Below are 20,357 nucleotides of genomic sequence, written 5' to 3' on the forward strand. Positions count from 1 at the left end.
TCACTCCTTTTTCCATCGACCCTTGCGGTACCGAAAGTATGGACCATGACAGAAACCGGCCTGGCCACGCCGATCGCGTAGGCAAGCTGAACCTCGCAGACCTCCGCAAGGCCGCTGGCAACGATGTTCTTCGCGACATACCGGGCGGCATAGGCCGCCGAGCGGTCAACCTTGGATGGGTCCTTGCCCGAAAAGGCACCGCCGCCGTGACGCCCGGTCCCACCGTAGGAATCGACGATGATCTTCCGTCCTGTGAGGCCGCAGTCGCCGGCAGGCCCACCGACCACGAACCGCCCTGTTGGGTTGACCAGAAATCTGATCCCCGAAGTATCCAGGTGGGCCGGCAGGACCGGTTTTATGATCTCCTCAATGACGCCTTCGCGGACCGTGGCTTGTGAGACCGCTTCGTCATGCTGCGTTGACAGGACTATGGTATCCAGCGCCACCGGGCGGAGCCCTTCGTAGCGTACGGACACTTGAGATTTCACGTCCGGACGCAGCCAGCCAAGCTGTCCCGCTTTCCGGACCTCGGCCTGTCTTTTCGTCAAATGGTGAGCGAGTTGGATCGGCAGGGGCATCAATGTATCCGTCTCGTTGCATGCGAATCCAAACATGATGCCCTGATCCCCTGCCCCCTGCCCGAGATCCTGCCCTCGTCCTTCATCAACGCCCTGGCTTATGTCGGGCGACTGCTCGGTGAGGGCCAGAACGACGGCGCAACGTCGACCATCAAAGCCAATCGCATCATCGTCGTAGCCAATATCGAGTATCGTATCGCGGGCGACTTGGCTGTAATCGATGTGGGCATGGCTGGTGATCTCGCCAGCCACAACGACCATCCCCGTCTTCACCAACACTTCACAGGCGACGCGCGCCTTCGGATCGGTGCGCAGGACCGCATCGAGAATGGCATCGGAGATGTTGTCTGCCATCTTATCGGGGTGTCCCGCGCCGACGGATTCGGAAGAGAACACGAACTGCCTGGTCATAAAAATGCCCTCGCTTCAAGTGCTGGAGTTAGTGAGGAGTTTCTGGATTGGGGTGGCTTATCGGTCGGGGATGCCGGGAACATCGAACGCAGTGCAGAAGTCGGCAACGTCTCTTCGTACGCTCGCATGAACTTCCTGGTCATCGGGCTGGCGGCAGACCGAGTCGATGAAAGCGGCGATCTGCACCATCTCCGTTTCGCGCATGCCCATGGACGTCACCGCTGGCGTCCCTAAGCGGATGCCGCTTGTCAGCGCCGGATGCCGCCGGTCGCCCGGGACCATATTGAAATTCGCAATGATGCCTGCACGCGATAAGCGCTCCGCATAGGCTTTGCCTGACAGCGGCCGGTCCCGAAGATCAAGGATCAGCATGTGATTGTCAGTGCCCCCGGTGACGAGTTCATAACCTCGCTCCAGAAGCGCCTGGGCCAGAGCCTTGGCGTTGTGGACGATCTGCTGACCGTAGACACGAAAGGACGAGTTCGCTGCTTCCTGCAAAGCGACGGCAAGCGCGGCGATAGTATTCATATGCGGTCCGCCTTGCAGAAGAGGGAACACGGCGCGGTCTATACGTTTGGCCAGATTGTGTTTGCTCTTCGGATGATGGAGGGGCTGATAACGGTCTTCATTCCTTGATAAAATGAAGCCACCCCGGGGACCGCGGATCGACTTGTGAGAGGTGCTGGTGACCACATCGCAATGGGGCACGGGGTTCGGATGCACTCCTGCGACAACCAGGCCGCTGATGTGGGCGATGTCAGCCACCAGATACGAGTTCACCTCCGAAGCAATTTCGGCCATTGCCGCGTAGTCAAAAATACGCGGATAAGCAGTTCCGCCGACCCAAATTAGCTTCGGGCGTTCCCGCTTGGCGGTCTCGCGCAAGTGGTCATAGTCAATTTGCTGTGTCTTTTCGTGCAGCCTGTACGGGACGCGCTGATAATCGCTGCCGGAAAAATTGACGGACCAACCGTGAGTCAGATGGCCGCCTTCGGGTAAAGGCAAGCCCATCACTTTGTCACGGGGGCTCAAAAGCGCGCGATAGACAGCCTGGTTGGCTGGCGAGCCTGAATAAGGCTGGACGTTGGCGTGTTCACTGCCAAATAGCGCTTTCAGGCGCTCGATCGCGAGGGTCTCAAGCTCATCGACGATCTCGTTTCCGGCGTAGTAGCGCGCACCGGGGTATCCCTCGGCATACTTGTTGGTGAAAATCGACCCGGTCGCTTCCAACACCGCCGAGGAGGCAAAGTTCTCGGAGGCGATCAGTTTGAGAGTTGTCCGCTCCTGGCGCTCCTGTCTTAGAAGCAGTTCGCGAACGCGGGAGTCGACGGCGGCTAAGTGAGGCCGCCCGTAAGTGTCGGGCTGCGCGATGGCGCCGCCGGCGGAGTTATCCATGGTAGTCGCGCTCCATTTGGACTGATCTATTTCACGATCAAGCAGGCGGTCCCTTCAACCGCGCGTCTTGTATTGCTTCCAGGCGTTGTAGGTCTCTTTTATGATGACCATCATCGTGGGGCAGGAGATCGACCACCAATTGAGCCAGCCCGCCATCCTTGCCTCCTGCTTGCATATGGTACGAAGACTGCGGACGTTGTTCGTTGCAGCAAAGAAAGTTGGCTCTGACCAGCCGCCGGACGTGGCGTCGAACCTGCTCGCGAGGCAGACTGGTAATATCGGCCAGCTCGCCGACGGTTAGATCCGCATGCGCGCAAAGGCCCAGGATTCGAAGGCGATCAAGATGCGCTGCCGTCCTTACGCGATTTACCAGTGTCAACATTGGTTGGCATCAACCCGGACGGGATGCAGCAAGCCGCTAGCCCTTCTATCCCCATCAATCCGCATGAGATCTCTTCTCGTCATTTGCTGTAAATCCGCTGGTATGGATGCTAATGGAAGATGGATCACAGTCCTTTCTACGACTAAGACGCCAGATATTGGGGCTAATGTACCACCTGACAGGAGACTACGCTCACGAACATTATGTGAATTTTTTTTAACGTTGCTGAGAATCAAGGGTGAGGTTTGGCGAATGTCTCGCCGTCGACTGTCGAATCCTGCCCGACGGGATTATGGGGTGCGTAGCCTGCTTGTCCTTTCCACATGACCAGCGACGATGGGGCGAAGGCGGCAGACATAGCTCTGGAGCATGCTGCGGTGTCTTTGGCCTGAAGCCGAGGAAGGCGGACCGTGGCTTCCGCGCCGCTGCCGGGAGCCCCCGAACAGGCCAAGTGGATCAGCCGGGTGTTGCCGTCATAGAGCGTGAGACCCAAAGCTGGCCAGCCGCGCCCTGAGGCTGACGCACCGCTCAGCGTCCACCTTGCTCTCGAAGCCCATCGGCATAGCGCCGATAACGACTTGACCGCGTGCGTGTCGACGAGCGATCGGTGAGCGCAAGGATCGAGGGTGCAGTGCAGGATAATGCTGTTTTAAATCAGCGCTGTTTTCAGCCGACTGCCTTGAGCGTGGGCACAAGGATATAGGCCGCAGGAGATCATCGTCTGGCTGTTCGGGAGGCCGCCCTGGGCGCGCGACAGCCGTTCCTTCGGCTGCGCCAGCTCCGCCACCATCCGCGCCGTGCCTTCCGGAGACCATTCCCGCTGCCGGCCGGCGCCCGTGAAAACCTCGACCCGGCGCACCGGCTCGAGATGGCTGGGCTCAGCGTAACTCTGAAGTCGTCATATACCGAAGCCTTCACAGACTTCGGACATCTCCCTCACAGTCCGATCAAGATGGCGTCAGGAACACCGCTTGCGTTGATGCGGATGAACCCCTGCTTGTGCCACAATGACCCTTATCTCAGCGCGCGAGCCAAAGCTTCCGCGCAAGGCGACGGCTAGGATAAGGCAATGCCGACGAAGGGCACATTGCTTGCCACACTCTGGAATGATGGCATGCTCGGAAGGCCTAGGTTTTGCTCAGGGCCGCCTGCAAGGCGCGCTTGGAGGTTATTCACATAGCCTTCTGCGTAGTCCTGCGCCGTCGAGACCGAAAGATCAATGCCTGCCGCCAAGGCCTCTTCCATCAGGTGCTTTACGAGCCCATTTCGAATGGCCAGCTTGACCTCGGGGCCTGCGATAAGGCCGATCGCCTGCGCGGCCATATTGAGGCCAGCTTCCTCCAGCGCTCGCTTCATATCGCCTCCGTTAATGGCCGTACGCAGGAGATTGGCTGCTTGCGACTCAGCCTCGAGAACCATCGAGGCAAGATCGGCTACTTGTCCGAGGCCCGGAATGAAGCTGAGCAGTCCCACCGCCGTTGCCGCCAAGTCGAGCACTTTCGTCTCGATTTTGAGCACGGAGTCGACGACGTGCATGACGGCCCCGCCGTTCTTTTTGGCTGACTTAATGTCAGGCTGGTCCATCAGGCCCATCTTCATGTCCGCGACGGCATTCTGCTCTTCTGCGGTTTGGGCGCCGTGGGTGATTGGCTGCTGAACGTTGCGGTTCGCAGACGACATGTTTGTGCAAAAATGGGCAAAGTCTTTTTTGCTGATATTGCCGGAATCAACCGTATGCCCGCCGCCAAAGTCGAAGAATTTATGATGGGTCTTATAGCCCGTGATCGAATTGTTCAGGAGGCCAAACAAAAGAGGATCTGAAAGGAGCTGAGAGGCTGCTTCCCGCACTTTCGGATCAAGGCTCTTGTCGTCTTTCATTTTCGCCAGTTTGTCGCGAGTCAGAACACCGCTTCCAAAGAACGTGTCCTGATGGTCCTTGATCATCTCGACCGTATTCAGCTCAGTTTGCGTGAGGCTCATCGACGATGAGGCGACTTGCAGGAAATCCTCTTTGTGCATCTTCCCTTTCGAGCCACCGCACAACTGGTTCCAAGCATCGGGGTGATCGAGGAAATATTGCGCCGCCGCAATGACCTGGGGCGGAAATTTGCCGTTTTTCGATTCGCCGCCGACCATTTTCTTGAACTCATCCAGACTCAGGTCCTTGGACAGATTTTCGGAGTACCGGTAAAACTCCCGCAAGGCATCGCTCAAGGTCATGACCGAAGGCTGCAAACCTCCGCTGCCGTCGGATGGTATGTAGTTCTGCTCGTAGCTTTGCGCTTGGGCTTCCTGAAATGCAGCAACTTGTGGGTGGTGGTTTGAAAATCCGGCCAAGTCCTTGGCGTTGATCTTGCCTCCACAGCGGCCGTCGCCCTGCGAGCCAATCGCATAAAAAAGTCCCGAATCCTGCTGCAGTCCCTTGATCGCCGCTTTCAGATCCGGTGGCGTAGAGGGATCATTGGCTTTCTCGGTCAACGACTTCCAACTAAGCGGGCATTGGTCCTTGTGACGGTTGAGTACCGCAACAATCTGCAACTCAGCCGTGGTCAGCGACCCACCGTTCCACGTGATTCCGGGGCTCGGCCTGGGAGCCGGCTCGATCTTCGGGGTGACGCGGAGCAGATGTTGGGCTTCAGTCGCCTTGGAGCGTTGCGATTGGTCCTCCTTGAGAGCCGCCCTCATATGTGGCGGCAGCAGATCCAGTGGGTGTTGCTCCAAGCCCTTCAATGTCGATTCGACATCCGGTGCCAGATGGCCCAAAGGGTCCTGCCGCAATTTATCCATTGTCGAATCAAGATTCGACGTTGGCAGATCCCCTTGCGCGAAAGAGCCGGGCTTGTTTGCCAGCACACAAGTGGACAGCATCGCTTCGAAGCACGATGCACTTTGCTGATGCTGGGTCGCAAAATGGGAAACTTTCAGGCCCGGCCAACCCCTTGCGGACTGTAGCGAATTTGAGCGGTAGAAAGTTGAAAGATTGCTGGCCGACATTGTGCATCCTCAGACGTGACGTTGAAATCCCCACAAGAGACCCCGACAGAAGATCCCTTGCGTTTCACAAAATTCGACAATTCCAAGCGTCGGCAGGTCACGAATGCGCCTGCCCTGCCTTCAATTGCTGTGTTCCGGGCCGGCTCCAAGGTTCGGTCCAACACAATGGCCGGAGTCACCGCGAGAGCTGCCGGGACTCATCATGAGCGGATTAGCTTTCGAGAAACTGACGAGTTTGCGAAGAGTTCACAAAGGGGTAGCCGCAGTCATGTTCTTCAGAGCTGCGGCAAATCCTCAATGTTCATTTCTTGCCCAGCTCAGGCTTCCCGCCAACGCTATCCTGTTGTGGGATGTCAGAAGAATAAGAAGCATCCGGTCGTCCGTCGCGAACGACCGTAGTGGAGGAGCCGCGAAACAAGATCAGCACTGATTCCTTTGGCGTGGCCGCTATGTGAGTCTGCGCCTGCGCCTCCGCCACCAAGCCGTTAAAGGTCTGCTCCACGAGTGCGACGAAGCGCGGTGGACCGGAAACGAAGACGAGGCCATTGCCTGGCACGGGTTTGACCACATAGCGCTCGTCGGAGATATCAAGCTTGTCGAGAGCCCCCTTGAACGCATCGAAGCGAATCGACGTCATCAAAAGCATTCGAGTTTGCGATTCTTGTGCAGCAGACACATAGAGCACAAGGCCGTCATAGTACCATTGGAGACCGTAAAGGTTCGTCAAGCGGTCGAGGAACGCGCGCGGTGGCAAATCAGGCATACGTCCGCGAATTCGCCCCTTCACCGCAGGACTGATGTTGACCCTGATATTCAGGTTGTTGCCGAATTCCTGCAACGCTGCAGCGAGTTCCTGATCCAGAACCGTGTATCTATAGGGTGTCGCCGGAAGGGACAGCGGGACTGCGTGCGCCGGGTGAATCCCGGTGGACAGAAAAAACCCGGCACAGAGAAGTCTCAAAACATGCAGGGTGACGGGTTGGATAAGCGTTCTCGGCATGTCGCACTGATAAACCAAACGCTGAAATCATCACAAGTGACTAAATTGCCGAAGAGATTTTAGATGTCGAAATGACGCCGCCGTTAGTCAGCTTGTTGTCAGCTTGCCCCCCTAGGAGTGTTGCGCCGACACCGGGTGATGAATGGGCGGGGCCCGCCCGGTCAGAGAGAGCAACCGAGTCCTTACATGATGATGCCTGTCACGTCGATCTCTGCCACTCTAACGGCTGGCCTCCCCAGGGTCGGATCACCGTCGATTGTCGAGCAGGCCCAGTTTGAGCGCGCCTTAGGGCATGCAGCCGACTCGCTGAAAAACAATGCCGCCGCGGAGCCAGCGAGTGCGGCGCCAGTTGCTGCGGCGATGGATGTTCAGCGCGCGGCTGCGCCGACGAGCGGCATGGGCGATCGCGTGTTGCAGACGATTTCCTCCCTATATCCACACAACACTGTTTCCTTCCCCGCGCTCGACCATGACATAGCCCTTTCGAAGGGCGCTCTACCGGGACCGGCGCAGAAGCTTCCCGTCGCAGGTGAGGCGGGAACCGGAATCTCGGGCATTCCTCAACAAGGGCAAGACTTCGAAACGATGATGGCTGGTCTTCGGGATGTTTACAACGGCGTCACCCAGGTGGCGCTTATCTCCAAAGGCGTCAGCGGCGTCACATCATCCGTGAATAAACTTTTGAAGGAAGGCTGAACCGCGCGCATGATTGGCTTGGCCGAGGGCGAAATCATGCGTGGCCTGTCAGGGTGGCGGTCGGTTAGACTTGTCATGCTGCTAGTTCTCGTCGCCCTCAGTGCTTGCAAAACCGACCTCTACACGCAATTGCAAGAGCGTGAGGCAAATGAAATGCTCGCACTTCTTGAAGACAACGGGGTCGCCGCGATCCGGGTGGTCGCCAAGGATGGGACCAGCACGATCCAGGTTGACGAAAAGCTGCTCGCCTTCTCAATCAACCTTCTGAACGCCAAGGGGTTGCCGCGCCAATCCTTCAAGAACCTCGGTGAGATATTCCAAGGATCAGGCCTGATTGCCTCGCCGACCGAGGAGCGTGCCCGTTACGTGTATGCCCTGAGCGAAGAGTTGTCGCGGACGATCAGCGATATCGATGGCGTTTTTTCTGTACGTGTTCACGTCGTGCTGCCGCATAACGACCTTGTGCGAGCCGGCGCCACGCCATCCTCGGCCGCGGTGTTTATCAGGCACGACGCCAAAACAAATGTCGCGGCTCTGCTGCCAAAGATAAAGATGCTGGTAGCCGACAGCATCGAAGGCTTGTCCTACGATAAGGTGGAAGTGGTTTTGGTGCCGGTAGAACGGTCCGCACACGAGCAACGGCCCGATCCGACTGCTGTTTTGCCACAAGCATCAACACCTCTTCCTGCGCCAATTCTGGCGACCGTGACAGGTTTTGCCGCAGCCGTATTCGCAGTGGCCTGTTATCTCTTGGTCAGCGTTGCTACGCGTCGGCGCAAGCAATCAACCGGCGTTTCCAAGGTCGAGGGGCGCCGGGATGCTTCTGCTGTCGAGGCCATTCGCAAAAGAATGCCTGCAATTGGACGTGGGTGACATCTCATTGCCAATGCCTATACAGACCGCCCGACCTGATGGTCCGCACCAATTGCGTTTTCCGGGCGCGAGCGAGCTTGCGGCTTCGGCCCATCCGACCCGTCTAGCGGCGCGTCTTGATCCAGCGTTATCGGCAGAAACGTTAGTGAAGTTGCAGAAGTGTTCCAGACTGCATCCAAGGCTGGCAGAATTGCTGGGCAACTATGACGTGGATCTGAACCACATCGGCTGCAGGCCGGACCTTCTACGCGGGCACGATCCATATCGAGCTGCCCTTCTTGCTGGTAGTATCTGGCATGCCCGTTCGCTGGTCGCGTTTGTCTCTCAGCCTGAGCTTGCCATCCTTGTTAAACGCATCGGCGTGGATGCACACGCATTCGGAATCCGACACCTGCTGCATGCCGTTGAGAACAGACTGATCGCGGACCCAGAAAAACTCGCTCAGCAAATCGAATACGATGGACATGCATGTCTTGGGGCTTGGCTCCAGGACAGTTCAGCGACCGAGCGTAACCGCGTGCTTCTTCGGTTGCCCGAGGGGACTGCCGCGGAGACTCCAGCACCTGAGCATTGGACCGCCGCCGGCCAATTGCTTTCACTTGTACTAGCTCATTTTGAGACAGAGACCCCGGTGAAATGACAGCCGAACTTTCCGAGGGGCCAATAGCGCCGCAGATGCGTCCAATCGGACCACTGATACCCGCGAGCGAGCTCGAAACCTGGCACAGCGCCGCGCAAGCGCTTGCCGCGGCAGAACGGCATCGGCAGCGCGTTCGAAACTGGGCACGCGCCGTTTACCAGCGGGCGTGGGTGCGCGGCCACATGGAGGGCTCGAATGCAGGCACCGAGGAGATGGCAGGGCTGATTGCGGAGACAATCTCCGAAATCGCGCGACGAAAGGCGGCTCTGGAGCAGGAATTGCCGCAGCTCGTGATGGAAATATTGAGCGATCTTATCGGCGCTTTCGATCCGGGCGAGCTACTGGTGAGGGCTGTTCGTCACGCCATAGAGTGTCAATACAGCGGCGCCGAAGTTTGCCTTCATGTTTCTCCCATGCAAGTCGACATGCTTGCACGAGAGTTTGCTCGATGCGACGGCCAGGATGGTCGACCAAGGGTGCGGATCGAGCCCGACCCGACGTTGTCGCCGCAACGGTGCGTGCTGTGGAGCGAGTACGGCAATGTCGACCTGGGACTTGACGCCCAGATGCGCGCGCTGCGCCTTGGTTTCGGGACGCTATGTGAAAAAGGCGAGCTATGAGAAAGCCCGTCCCAGAACATAACGCTGACGCCGACACTCGAGCTCTCGTTCCAGCAATCTCGTCTTTGAGGGCTGCGGCCAAGCGAATTGACACGCGTGCGGTGCGCGGTCGGATCACGCGGGCTATCGGCACACTGGTTCATGCCGTCTTGCCAGATACTCGTATTGGGGAACTTTGCCTCCTAGAGGACCCGCGAACCGGGCTGTCGCTCGAGGCCGAGGTGATCGGCCTGTCGGGTGATGGTGTATTGCTGACACCGATCGGGGACTTGGTGGGCCTATCCAGCCGCGCAGAGGTCGTGGCCACTGGCCGAATGCGTGAGGTGCCCGTCGGCGGCGATTTGCTCGGTCGCGTGATCGACAGTCGTTGCCGCCCATTGGACGGCAAAGGCGAAATCAAGACCGTCGAAACTCGGCCCCTGCATGGCAGAGCCCCCAATCCGATGACGAGGCGCATGATTGAGCGGCCATTCCCGCTTGGGGTCCGTGTCCTCGATGGTCTGCTGACGTGCGGCGAGGGCCAGCGGATCGGGATTTATGGCGAGCCAGGTGGTGGCAAGTCGACGCTGTTGTCACAGATCGTAAAGGGTGCCGCCGCTGACGTCGTCATAGTGGCGCTCATAGGCGAACGTGGACGGGAAGTTCGTGAATTCATCGAAAGGAATCTTGGTGAAGAGGGCCTTCTCCGTACGGTCGTCGTGGTTGAAACCTCCGACCGCTCGGCGGTGGAGCGTGCGCAATGCGCTCCAATGGCGACTGCGCTCGCGGAATATTTTCGCGATCAGGGCCTACGCGTTGCTCTCATGCTGGATTCGCTGACGCGCTTCTGCCGCGCTATGCGCGAAATAGGCCTTGCTGCGGGTGAGCCGCCGACGCGACGGGGCTTTCCTCCTTCCGTTTTTGGCATGCTGCCAGGCCTGCTCGAGCGCGCCGGCATGGGTGAGCGGGGCTCAATCACGGCCTTCTATACGGTGCTTGTAGAGGGTGATGGCACGGGTGATCCAATCGCCGAGGAATCGCGTGGTATTCTCGATGGCCATGTCATCCTCTCACGCGCTATTGCGGCGCGATCGCATTTCCCCGCTATTGATGTGCTGCAGAGTCGCAGCCGCGTCATGGATGCAGTCGTTTCGGGGACACATCGCAAGGCAGCATCCATTTTCCGCGAGCTCCTATCGCGCTATGCCGAGACCGAGTTCTTGATCAATGTTGGCGAATACAAGCCAGGTGGAGATCCCCTGACTGACCGGGCCGTCGCGTCAATCGACGAACTGAGGGAGTTTCTGCGCCAGAGCGAAGATGACGCGTCAGATTTCGAGGAGACGGTCGCATGGATGTCGCGTCTGACCGCGTGAACTGGGTTCAGTCTTCGAGGTTACGGCTTCTGAAGGAAATGCAAGAGCGTCGTGCCCTTGGCGAGCTGTCCAAGAAGGAAGCCCAGCGCGATGTGGCCGCCTCAGCCGTACAAAATGCCGCTAGGGAGCTTGCAATGATACAGCAACATTGTTCAAGAACAGAAGCAGCGCTCTATCAGCATCTGATGTCACTCGACAACTTGTCTAGCGCAGCGCTCAACCGTCACCGCCTTCACACTGAACAGCTTGCCGCTGAGGTCACTTCCAGACGGCAGATGCTTGATGATGCCCAAATCGCTCAAGAGGAGGCTGAGATGGCGGCGTCCAGGACGAGGGAGCTATGGGTCATATGTTCGGCGGCAAGGGACAAATGGCAACAAATCGAGGACGATGTGCGGCGCGCCGTCGAGACTCATTCGGAGGCCGCAGCCGAGATCGAGGCCGACGACGAGATACTGCTGAAATATGCGAGGGGGTCGCTTGCCTAAATGCCGCGCAACCGGATCCGACAGTCGCAAGAGGTCGTCCGAATGACACGACCGTGCAGTCTTTGATAGCCGCTGCGGTCACACCCGCCATGTTCGAACCAGTTCTGAAACTGTCCCGCACGGTTGTCTCGTGGCTCAATGATACAGCAGCGCCCCGCACGCCGTTTCAAAGCCGGATCAACGAGGTGCCGCTATCGGTGCGAACGGCAGGGCTTGTCTGGCAGCAGGAACCTGCTGCCATTCCGATGCTTGACTGCGTCTGGAGAGTGGGAGCCGAAACGGTCATCTTGTCGCTGTCGCGCCCGCTCGTAGAGGAGTTCATCACGACAGTGCAGAACGGCTTGGCCTTCCCTTCCGAGCCAACTGCTTCGCTTATTCTCGAACTCGCTCTTGAGCCGCTTGTCACTCGACTGGAGGAGACGACGCGTCTGAACGTGCAACTCGTGCGCGTATGCGAAGCCACGATGCTGGCTCCTCATCTTGAACTCGACATCATTTTCGGCGCGGTCAAGGGCAAGGGCCGTCTATTCCTGTTCACGCCTCTTGACGGCTTAGTACCGCCTGCGTTTCGCGCGCTAGGCGAACTGCTTGCCCAGTTGCCGCGGCAGCTGGGCGGGCTGCCTCCAGAGCTCCCGCTCATTGTTGCTGGAGAGGTCGGCACGCTTCGCCTTCCTGCGGCGCTTCTTCGAAGCGCATGTGTCGGTGATGCATTGTTGCCCGATATTGCGCCGTTCGGCCGCGGCCAGATCACCCTAGCTGTCGGCCAGTTGTGCGCCGGGGCGGATCTTGACGGCGATGAATTAATCTTGCGGGGGCCTTTCCGCCCGCGACCGTGTCCTTTGGAGAATGCGCATATGACACAACCCGGATCGCAACTGGAGCTTACTAAGGATCTCGACGATGTCGAGATCGTGCTTGTCTTTGAATGCGGCCGCTGGCCTATTTCTCTTGGGGAATTAAGAAGTGCCGGCGAAGGGCATATTTTTGAACTTGGATGGCCGATCGACGGCCCGGTCGACATAGTGGCCAATGGTCAGCGTATCGGGCGTGGCGACATTGTCCGCATCGGAGAAGAGCTGGGCATCAGGCTCCGTGGCGGGTTTGCATGCAATGAGTGAAGCTCAGCCGACAATCCTGGCGCTTCTTGCGGTTACCGCCGGACTCGGTCTGCTGGTTTTAGCAGTTGCCACGACAACGGCCTTTGTAAAGGTATCAATTGTTCTTTTCCTCGTCCGCAATGCGCTCGGGACCCAGACCATACCACCCAATGTGGTGCTGTACGCCGCGGCGATGATCCTCACTATGTTCGTTAGTGCGCCCGTTGCTGAGCAGACCTATGACCGCATGTCGGATCCCAAGCTCCACTATCAGACATTCGACGACTGGGTAAGCGCCGCTAAAGCCGGAAGTGAGCCCTTGCGCGAGCATCTCAAGAAATTCACAAATGAAGAGCAGCGGCGATTTTTCCTATCTTCGACAGAAAAGGTCTGGCCAGAGGAAATGCACGCTGCAGCCACGCCTGATGACTTTGCAATACTTGTACCATCTTTCTTGCTATCAGAATTGAAGCGCGGATTTGAGATAGGATTTCTACTTTATCTGCCTTTTATTGTTATAGATCTGATAGTGACAACTATCTTGATGGCAATGGGTATGTCGATGGTCTCACCAACTGTTATATCTGTCCCGTTCAAGATCTTTTTGTTTGTTGCCATTGATGGTTGGTCAAAATTGATGCATGGGCTTGTGCTGAGTTATACGTTACCGGGAGGCTGATCATCACTGAATCCAGCATCATTACTCTTATGAGCCAATCACTGGTGGTTTTCATGATCTGGATTCTACCGCCGCTCATTGCATCAGTGGTTGTCGGCCTCGTCATCGGCATCCTCCAGGCGGCGACGCAGATCCAGGATGAAAGCTTGCCGCTCACCGTGAAGCTTCTGGTCGTTGTCGCGGTGATTGGGCTGTTTGCTCCTGTGCTAAGCGCCCCGCTCATAGAGCTAGCCGATCAGATCTTCACCGAGTTTCCCGCAATGACACTTAGCTACTAGTCCGCCCCATGGACGCGCCATCGGCCGATATTCAAATTCTGATCCAGACGGCTCTCGAACTCGTCGTTGCGGCAGGTCTTGGGGCAGCCCGCGCGATGGGCATCATGCTGATCTTTCCCGTATTCACACGCTCGCAGATCAGTGGGCTGATCCGGGGCTGTTTGGCTGTTGGCTTCGCACTACCATGCCTGGCACACGTCAGCGGCGGATTGCCGGCGCTGGATTCTGATACACGCCTGATCCAGCTAACCCTGCTCGGATTCAAGGAAGTTTTTGTCGGTGTACTCCTTGGCACTTTTCTTGGCATTCCGCTTTGGGGCCTTCAGGCTGCCGGGGAGCTTATCGACAACCAACGCGGCATCAGCAGCCCGACCGCTTCGGCCGATCCCGCGACGAACAGTCAGGCTTCCGCGATGGGCGTTTTTCTGGGGATCACTGCGATTGCCATATTCGTCGGATCAGGAGGCCTGGAAACTTTGATCAGTGTCCTGTACCGCAGCTACTTGATCTGGCCGGTGTATCAGTTTCACCCGACACTGAGCGGGCCAGGAGCAATGGAGTTGTTGGGGCTTCTCGACCGCATAATGCGCACGGCATTATTGGTATCGGGGCCTGTCGTGTTCTTCCTGATACTGATTGATATATCGATGATGCTGCTGCGTCGCTTTGCCCCGCAATTTAAGGCGAGCCAACTGTCTCCGGCAATCAAGAACATTGTCTTTCCAGTTCTCATGGTCACCTACGCTGCCTATCTGGTGGAGAGCATGAAACTGGAGGTCACACAAGCCAACGGCGCGCTGGAGTGGTTCGACAAATTGCTGCCATGAGCGACACAAGTGAAGAGAAGACACACGCCGCCAGCCCGAAGAAGTTAAGTGAAGCGCGCAAAAAAGGACAGCTGCCACGTAGCTCCGATTTCGTCCGCGCGGTCGGGACTTGCGCTGGGCTCGGCTACCTTTGGCTAAGAGGCAGCGTGATCGAGGACAAATGCCGGGAAGCGCTCCTATTAGCCACCAAGTTGCAGAGCCTACCTTTCGATACCGCGGTGCCGCAGGCATTGGTTGTGCTCGTCCAACTCACCGTCGCGGCTGTTGGCCCGCTGCTTGGAACCCTCGTCGCCGCGGTGATTTTGGCCAGCCTGCTAGCCAATGGTGGATTTGTCTTCTCTCTGGAGCCGATGAAGCTCAGCTTTAAGAAAATTGACCCCTTTGAAGGGCTGAAGCGCTTGGGGTCTGCTCGTTCCATGGTCGAAGTCTGCAAGACCATGTTCAAGGTATTGGTTCTCAGCGCAACCTTTTCCATTGTCCTTCTCGGGATGTGGAAGACAATGGTCCCTCTGCCGATCTGCGGCATGGGCTGTGTTGGCCTCATCTTTATGGAGACAAAATTGCTGATGGGAATTGGCGCCGGCGCACTGCTGGTCGGCGGACTGATCGATCTCCTGCTCCAGCGCGCGTTGTATCTGCGCGAAATGCGCATGACCAATACCGAAGTGACGCGCGAGTCGAAGGATCAGCAAGGAGCGCCAGAGTTGAAAGGTGAACAGCGTCGCATCCGCGAGGAGGCGGCCGACGAGCCTGCGCTTGGCGTGCATCGCGCCACGCTGGTCTTAACAGGAAGGGCGGTCCTGATCGGTCTGCGTTACGTTCGCGGTGAAACCGGGGTGCCGTTCTTAGTTTGCCGTGCCGAAGGTGAGCGCGTTTCACATGTGTTGAGTGAGGCGCGGGCACTACGCCTGACGATCGTCCATGACCATGTCTTAGCGCGTCAGCTGATAAGCACTACAAAACTCGGCCACGCGGTTCCTATGCAATATTTCCAGCCTGTCGCGAAAGCATTCTTTGCCGCAGGCTTGGCCTAGTCATTGGAAGTCCACGACTGCCCAGTTCAAAACTGACCTGGTTCCATGCTAGTGGCAAATGTCGGCTGGCCATCCGTGCCCCAGTGTCTCTGTCAGGCCAACCGCGCAACCGCGGGCCTGGGGCAATCACTCCCCTCGGATCTGCCACCCAGCAACTACGGCAAGTCCTCCGGGCATGACCTTTCAGCCTCTGCTGGCCGGTGCGTGGCGCAGTCCGAGGTTTTGAGGCCGGCAGTGCGGATTTGATTGGTGCAGCCGTTGGAATGCCCTCGTCAGCTAGTCGTCAACTAAGCGCCCTATGTTGAACAGCCGTGCTAACTTGAGCTCGGTTGCGAAACATAGGAGTACGAATCGTCATGTATGGTCGAATTGGTGGCTCATCCGATAGTTACCGCGCGCATAATGCCGGCGAGCAATCGGATGCAGGAAGCGAAGGGTTCGCGGACACATTTGCCCGAATGCACTTATCCGGATCGGAAGGTAGCGGCGCCTCATCATCGGCGGCTCCCCAAGCATACTCCCTCAATTCCCGACCTCCTGTGGTGGAGATCAACAGGACTTCCTTCAGGAGACAGGTGAGGCAATTTCATGGTGATGAAATCACGCACATCGCCGACAATCCTCAAGAGTATTCGGAGTTCGTATCGTCACGAGCCAGGCGCACCGCGGACGTTGCTCAGCAATATGGCATCCGTCGAGATACGGAGCACGCGCGATATTTCAGTTACCAATTGGGAGACCGGAGTGCCGGACTGCTGAGAATGGAAGGCGGATTCAGCATGAACGAGTTCGAATCGGAAAGTTGGCGGGAACAATTTCCTGGTCGAACTGAGGTCACTTCCATAGTGGATCTTCAAGTCGCCCATCCGCTCGTCGAAAATGCGGGCGATATTCTGCTGGAGCATCAACTTCGGATAGACGGCGACCGACCGTTGCTGAATTGGCGTGCGGCTAATCCGGAAGCACAAGCGCGCGCGCAGACGATGGGGTTTGTTGAAGTGGATCATGGCGACCTGGTGCTTGACCCTACGCAGCATCCCGACAAATGGACGAAGAACAGTGCCGGTGAGTGGCAGCGTGCAGGCAAACCTCCACTCTATCTCCACAAAACCGAGGACAGCGACAGCAGCGATAGCGGGTCTGACGACGATTTCATGTGATTTGTCGACCCGCCGCCGAGCCTTGCAACTGGTGACGGTTGCAAGGCTGTTGGCAGTGAATGCTAATTGTCCGGCGACAGCCCCGCCTTAGCGCCAGCGCCGCCGAGCGATCCAGCCCATCTCCCAGACAATAAACTGCGGATGCGCATCGTGGGTGCTTGCGAGCGGATTGTATTCGGGCCGGAACTCCGCCTCTTGGATACGAGCTCTCCCGAATCCAATTTTCTCCACCACACCGTTGGGTCGTTGCGATGCGCCGATCCCGATCGGATCGGCTATGCCTGCTCCGCGCTCGCAGGAAGACCTTCCGCCTCGATCTTGGCGGCGCGATCTCGGCGATAAGTTGGATGGGAGGCAAGATACGCCGCCACGTCAACAGCAGGTAACGCGACATCGCAAATCGGCCCTGACGGTAGCCGATCGACTCCAATCGCCGGACCGCAACTCGCGCAGCGGCATTCGCGGTTTGGCCAGGAGAAATGCTCGCTGACTCACAGCGTGGCCGGCCGCATTCTGCCCTAGACCCCAAAGTACGTGCCCTGTCATGCAGCCTGCGCCGACGGGAGCTCGGCACGCGAATGGCGTGGTTGGCGGCCAAGCCCCGAGGTCAACAAGGACTTACAGAAAGCGGGGGTGAGTTTGCCGCGATGAATTATGACCTTCTCGCGACCGGACCTAGCATCGGCTTCCTCTCGCTCTCGATTGTAGCCGCGCTGTTCGTTGGATTTAACGTGGCAAGCGGTGAATTCGGAATCAGCCAGCCCTTCCAAGTTTCTGGCCATGACGGGGCGACTCGTGTGGATGTGCACCCACATCGGGCTCGGCATCGCACCATTGACCAGCATCTTGGGCTGCAGCTTCATCTCAAACAGCTTTCCTGGCTCGCCACGCAGCGCGACCGGTGCCTCCGGCGGCATCAATTCGTCGGCATTGCACAAATGTTCCAGGTATTTTTGCGCCGGAAATGCGTAGGTCTTCATGCAATCAGTCGTAATGCCGGCTTTTCCTTCATTCAATGCGTTGGCCTGTCCCAGCACCATGTTCAGCAACCCTTTGAGCTGGTCTGTGCGTTCGTGCACTTTGGGTAGCTGGGTGGAGGTGAGTAGCAGGCGTACATTACGCCCCTGCAACCCGGCGAGACAGGTTTGCATCTCAATGGCCTGGGCTCGCAGGTACTGGGCCACATCGTCCACGACCTTACCGGCCTCCTCAGGCTTCATCTGGCGCACTTGGGAGACGACGCTTTGCTGACCGGCCAGATCGAACTGCAAAAGTTCGTCCAATCGTTTGAGCCGCTCCGTCAATACCTCCATTGACAACGCGGCGCCCCCGATTGTCGAGCCTGCCCCCGACGAACTCGCAGCCACCTCTTGCGCTCTCACCTGTGTACTCGCAACTTGATCCGAGCGCGCGAGAACCTTGGCTGCTGGCACTGTGCCGGCGTTCGCAGCGACTGGTGTTGATGGCTGCCCGGCGGCAGAAGTCCCGGCGCGAGCTGCCGACTTATGCTTTGACTTCCCTTTCCTTCGCGCTGTAGTGCCTTCTGACACTGCAGCCGTACCAGCAGTGTCAGCCGGTATCGCAGCGCCTGCCCTGGCCGGCATCGCAGCGCCCGCCTGGGCCTGTGGCGCCATGATGGCTGACGGCGGAGACTGCAGGTTCAACAAGTGCATGGCATCGTGCGCAGTGATCCATGCATCGTCCACGATCCGTTCGAACAGTTTCAATGGGAGGCCGGCATCTGGGTAGGTATGGCTTAGCTTGGTATGCACCTCGTGCAACGCCAATCCAAAATCCGAAAGCCGCTCCATGATTTTTTCTACAACCGCGCAATCATGAGCGTTGAGTGCTTTGCCATCATCCATTATGCCCTTCGCCAAAGAGAGGGCGCGAAGAGCTTCTTGAACGGCGCTTGCCATCAGCTGCACCACTCCATTTCGACCGACGAGGAGTTCCTTCAAATCTGGCTCGAACCTGCTCGCCCGCAGTTCAATCTTGGCCCGCGCAAGACCGATCCGCTCACGGACCAGCCAGATCCTGACACTCAGTACCGAGCCGGCACGCAGCCGCAGTGCGCACCGCTCGGCTTCCCGCATCACGGGCGTTCCACTGGATAGGCTAGCGGTGGCAGCGCAGGCGGATCGCTGCCGTTCGGAGCGCCATGCCTTTTTTTCCCACCACTTAATTGCCGCCGTATGGTGGTTCTCCACATTTAAAATCAACAGCTCCTGCCGGTCCGCCTGGGAGTAGGAGTAGAGTTTATCGACCATACCTGCCGCTTTCTTGGTCTTTTTGTCCAATTTCGTGATCGTCGACAGGCCAAGTTTGTCTACTTCATTCGCGGCGTCGCACACGATCTGGCAACATCTACGCACCTTGTCGTCTGGCATAATTGTCTGCGCCTCAGCCGCAGGCAGGCTAGCGCGGTACTCCAGAATTGCTGAGGCTGCATCGACGACCCGACTGATCAGCTCCACCGCCTCCTCGGGGACGTCGGTTTTCCTGGCCGCAGCCTCGCAATCAGTCAGTTGTTGAACAAGACTGTTCATTCTGAGCTGTGTCGGACTGATATCTTCATTTGACGATGAGCTGGTGCCTTCCACCTGCGCGGTTGATAGTTGGCTACCGACCGGCGCCATGGCTTCGCCCTCAGACATGGAGGGAGAACCGCGCCGCCTTGCGGCTGCGCCACGTGGCGCTACGGTTCCGCGTGGTGGCGCAGCGGCTCCACGTGGCGGTGCGTTCAGGATTTGATCTTCGCCAATCGAGGCGCCTGGCAGACTTTCGCGGGCATCGCCTGGACCGCGCGCAACTGGAAGGGAGGAGGGCCTCCTATCGGCGTCCCCAGAGCGCATCTGCTCCACAACGGAATCGAATGACTGTCCACCTTCTCCCGCAGCAAGACTTGATTGCGAAAGGGAACTGCTCGCCCGCCCCGCGCGGCTGGCTCCAGTTTCAGCCTGCGATTTCCGTGGTCGGCCAATGCCCTTCATATTGCGTCTCCGTAGTAGGCGAGAATGTGCTGCTATTGTGCTGGCGGCTGACGAGACCAGCGGCATCTTTCGGTTAACGTCACGGTCAGCCAGACCCGCGACGGCGTAATGTTCCCGCCAAAGTGCTTCTCAGTAGCAGGCCAAGATTGGCCCGAGCTCACAGGACTTTCGCAACGTTGCCATCGATGTCCTGAGATTATCAGCGCTTCAGTCCGCCGATTTCCAGGAACAGCGAATGAAATCAGACCAACTCGGCTAGCTCCCCTTCCTAGACACGTGCCTGACGATTTTATTGAGGCGTCACTCCTCTCGTTCGCCACCGACAAAGTCACACATTTGCTTCAGAGATGCGTGTGCGTTGCGTATCGCGCGGGAAACCATTTCGATCTATAGTTACAAAAAGTGTCGAGACGGGACCTTTGGATCCGAAGGTCAGGCACGGCCGGCCTAGATAGACCGCTTGGCTGACGATTAGCTGACGATGGGAGTTCTCACGAACAGGGCAAGAAAATCCGACCGCTTCAAGCTTTCGATATGGTGAGAAGAGGATCCGCACCGGCCTCCCAAAGCCGGCAGACCATCCCATGTTCGTACGGTCGCCGACCTTCTCGAAGCCAATGAGCTCACCGCGCCGGGCCGTGATGTGCAGGCGAGAGAATGGTGATGCAAAGACCGAGTTCCTGCTCGTTGCGTGCGCCCGTGGAGCCAGCAAGAATACGGTCATTGCGGTCATGCAGCACGTGGACCGTGTCTCCTGTTCGACACCACAGCATCGAGGATGCAAACGAGCTGCTGCGGCTGCCATTCGGTCGCGGCACGCGTGGACGGCGGGATTGGCCGAACAGCCGAGATCGTCG

The 20,357-nt window shown here is 58.0% G+C and carries 18 protein-coding genes; 12 read left to right on the forward strand and 6 right to left on the reverse strand.

The genetic code is table 11. The annotated features are described in order from the left end of the window. The 5 genes from metK to EOA29_RS01985 all read right to left on the reverse strand — a co-directional run. On the reverse strand, positions 1 to 989 hold a 989-nt coding region (gene metK, locus EOA29_RS01960; protein WP_127220140.1), incomplete at its 3' end, for a methionine adenosyltransferase. A gap of 57 nt (positions 990 to 1,046) precedes the next feature. Continuing rightward, entirely contained in the window at positions 1,047 to 2,384 is a 1,338-nt protein-coding gene (gene glyA, locus EOA29_RS01965) for a serine hydroxymethyltransferase (protein ID WP_091595829.1), read from the reverse strand. A 37-nt stretch (positions 2,385 to 2,421) separates the two neighbouring features. Beyond that, the gene (locus EOA29_RS43970; protein WP_091595831.1) at positions 2,422 to 2,766 is read right to left on the reverse strand and encodes a helix-turn-helix domain-containing protein; all 345 of its coding nucleotides are present in this window, start codon (positions 2,764 to 2,766) and stop codon (positions 2,422 to 2,424) included. A gap of 1,056 nt (positions 2,767 to 3,822) precedes the next feature. Further along, entirely contained in the window at positions 3,823 to 5,634 is a 1,812-nt protein-coding gene (locus EOA29_RS01980; protein WP_236370748.1) for an HrpF/NolX family T3SS translocon protein, read from the reverse strand. Positions 5,635 to 6,061: 427 nt separating this feature from the next. Continuing rightward, positions 6,062 to 6,760 carry a secretin N-terminal domain-containing protein gene (locus tag EOA29_RS01985; protein ID WP_091595837.1) on the reverse strand — a complete coding sequence of 233 codons (699 nt, stop codon included), beginning with the start codon at positions 6,758 to 6,760 and terminating at the stop codon, positions 6,062 to 6,064. 186 nt (positions 6,761 to 6,946) lie between these two features. Between EOA29_RS01985 and EOA29_RS01990 the strand changes: the two genes are divergently transcribed. The 12 genes from EOA29_RS01990 to EOA29_RS02045 all read left to right on the forward strand — a co-directional run bounded on the left by EOA29_RS01990 (position 6,947) and on the right by EOA29_RS02045 (position 16,507). Further along, entirely contained in the window at positions 6,947 to 7,456 is a 510-nt protein-coding gene (locus EOA29_RS01990; RefSeq protein ID WP_029354864.1) for a nodulation protein NolB, read from the forward strand. 9 nt (positions 7,457 to 7,465) lie between these two features. Further along, positions 7,466 to 8,329 (forward strand): type III secretion inner membrane ring lipoprotein SctJ, encoded by an 864-nt coding sequence (sctJ, locus tag EOA29_RS01995; protein ID WP_091595839.1) that lies wholly within the window; start codon positions 7,466 to 7,468, stop codon positions 8,327 to 8,329. Continuing rightward, positions 8,322 to 8,969, forward strand: a complete 648-nt coding sequence (locus EOA29_RS02000; RefSeq protein ID WP_348628847.1) for a nodulation protein NolU — start codon at positions 8,322 to 8,324, stop codon at positions 8,967 to 8,969. Before sctJ ends, EOA29_RS02000 begins: the two co-directional genes overlap by 8 nt. Continuing rightward, a complete protein-coding gene (gene sctL, locus EOA29_RS02005) occupies positions 8,966 to 9,589 on the forward strand; it encodes a type III secretion system stator protein SctL (protein WP_091595841.1) in 624 nt (207 codons plus the stop codon). The genes EOA29_RS02000 and sctL overlap by 4 nt, the downstream gene beginning before the upstream one ends. Next, positions 9,586 to 10,944, forward strand: coding sequence for a type III secretion system ATPase SctN (gene sctN, locus EOA29_RS02010; protein WP_024505372.1), 1,359 nt, complete (start codon positions 9,586 to 9,588; stop codon positions 10,942 to 10,944). The genes sctL and sctN overlap by 4 nt, the downstream gene beginning before the upstream one ends. After that, a complete protein-coding gene (locus EOA29_RS02015; protein WP_127220141.1) occupies positions 10,920 to 11,432 on the forward strand; it encodes a hypothetical protein in 513 nt (170 codons plus the stop codon). Before sctN ends, EOA29_RS02015 begins: the two co-directional genes overlap by 25 nt. Before the next feature lie 89 nt (positions 11,433 to 11,521). Continuing rightward, complete coding sequence (gene sctQ / locus EOA29_RS02020; protein ID WP_187331393.1) at positions 11,522 to 12,550, forward strand: type III secretion system cytoplasmic ring protein SctQ; 1,029 nt, start codon at positions 11,522 to 11,524, stop codon at positions 12,548 to 12,550. Beyond that, positions 12,543 to 13,208, forward strand: coding sequence for a type III secretion system export apparatus subunit SctR (gene sctR / locus EOA29_RS02025; RefSeq protein WP_029354851.1), 666 nt, complete (start codon positions 12,543 to 12,545; stop codon positions 13,206 to 13,208). Before sctQ ends, sctR begins: the two co-directional genes overlap by 8 nt. 2 nt (positions 13,209 to 13,210) lie before the next feature. Then, complete coding sequence (locus EOA29_RS02030; protein ID WP_024505375.1) at positions 13,211 to 13,486, forward strand: EscS/YscS/HrcS family type III secretion system export apparatus protein; 276 nt, start codon at positions 13,211 to 13,213, stop codon at positions 13,484 to 13,486. A gap of 8 nt (positions 13,487 to 13,494) precedes the next feature. Further along, positions 13,495 to 14,313, forward strand: a complete 819-nt coding sequence (gene sctT, locus EOA29_RS02035; RefSeq protein ID WP_091595845.1) for a type III secretion system export apparatus subunit SctT — start codon at positions 13,495 to 13,497, stop codon at positions 14,311 to 14,313. Continuing rightward, positions 14,310 to 15,347 carry an EscU/YscU/HrcU family type III secretion system export apparatus switch protein gene (locus tag EOA29_RS02040; protein WP_029354843.1) on the forward strand — a complete coding sequence of 346 codons (1,038 nt, stop codon included), beginning with the start codon at positions 14,310 to 14,312 and terminating at the stop codon, positions 15,345 to 15,347. Before sctT ends, EOA29_RS02040 begins: the two co-directional genes overlap by 4 nt. 575 nt (positions 15,348 to 15,922) lie before the next feature. After that, positions 15,923 to 16,507: an effector protein NopP gene (locus EOA29_RS02045; protein ID WP_278050856.1), complete on the forward strand. Its 585-nt coding sequence runs from the start codon at positions 15,923 to 15,925 to the stop codon at positions 16,505 to 16,507. A gap of 542 nt (positions 16,508 to 17,049) precedes the next feature. Here EOA29_RS02045 and EOA29_RS02050 read toward each other — a convergent pair. After that, positions 17,050 to 19,146: a hypothetical protein gene (locus EOA29_RS02050; RefSeq protein ID WP_240992514.1), complete on the reverse strand. Its 2,097-nt coding sequence runs from the start codon at positions 19,144 to 19,146 to the stop codon at positions 17,050 to 17,052. Between the last annotated feature and the right edge of the window lie 1,211 nt (positions 19,147 to 20,357).

This window comes from Mesorhizobium sp. M1E.F.Ca.ET.063.01.1.1, assembly GCF_003998155.1.
Taxonomy (GTDB): domain Bacteria; phylum Pseudomonadota; class Alphaproteobacteria; order Rhizobiales; family Rhizobiaceae; genus Mesorhizobium.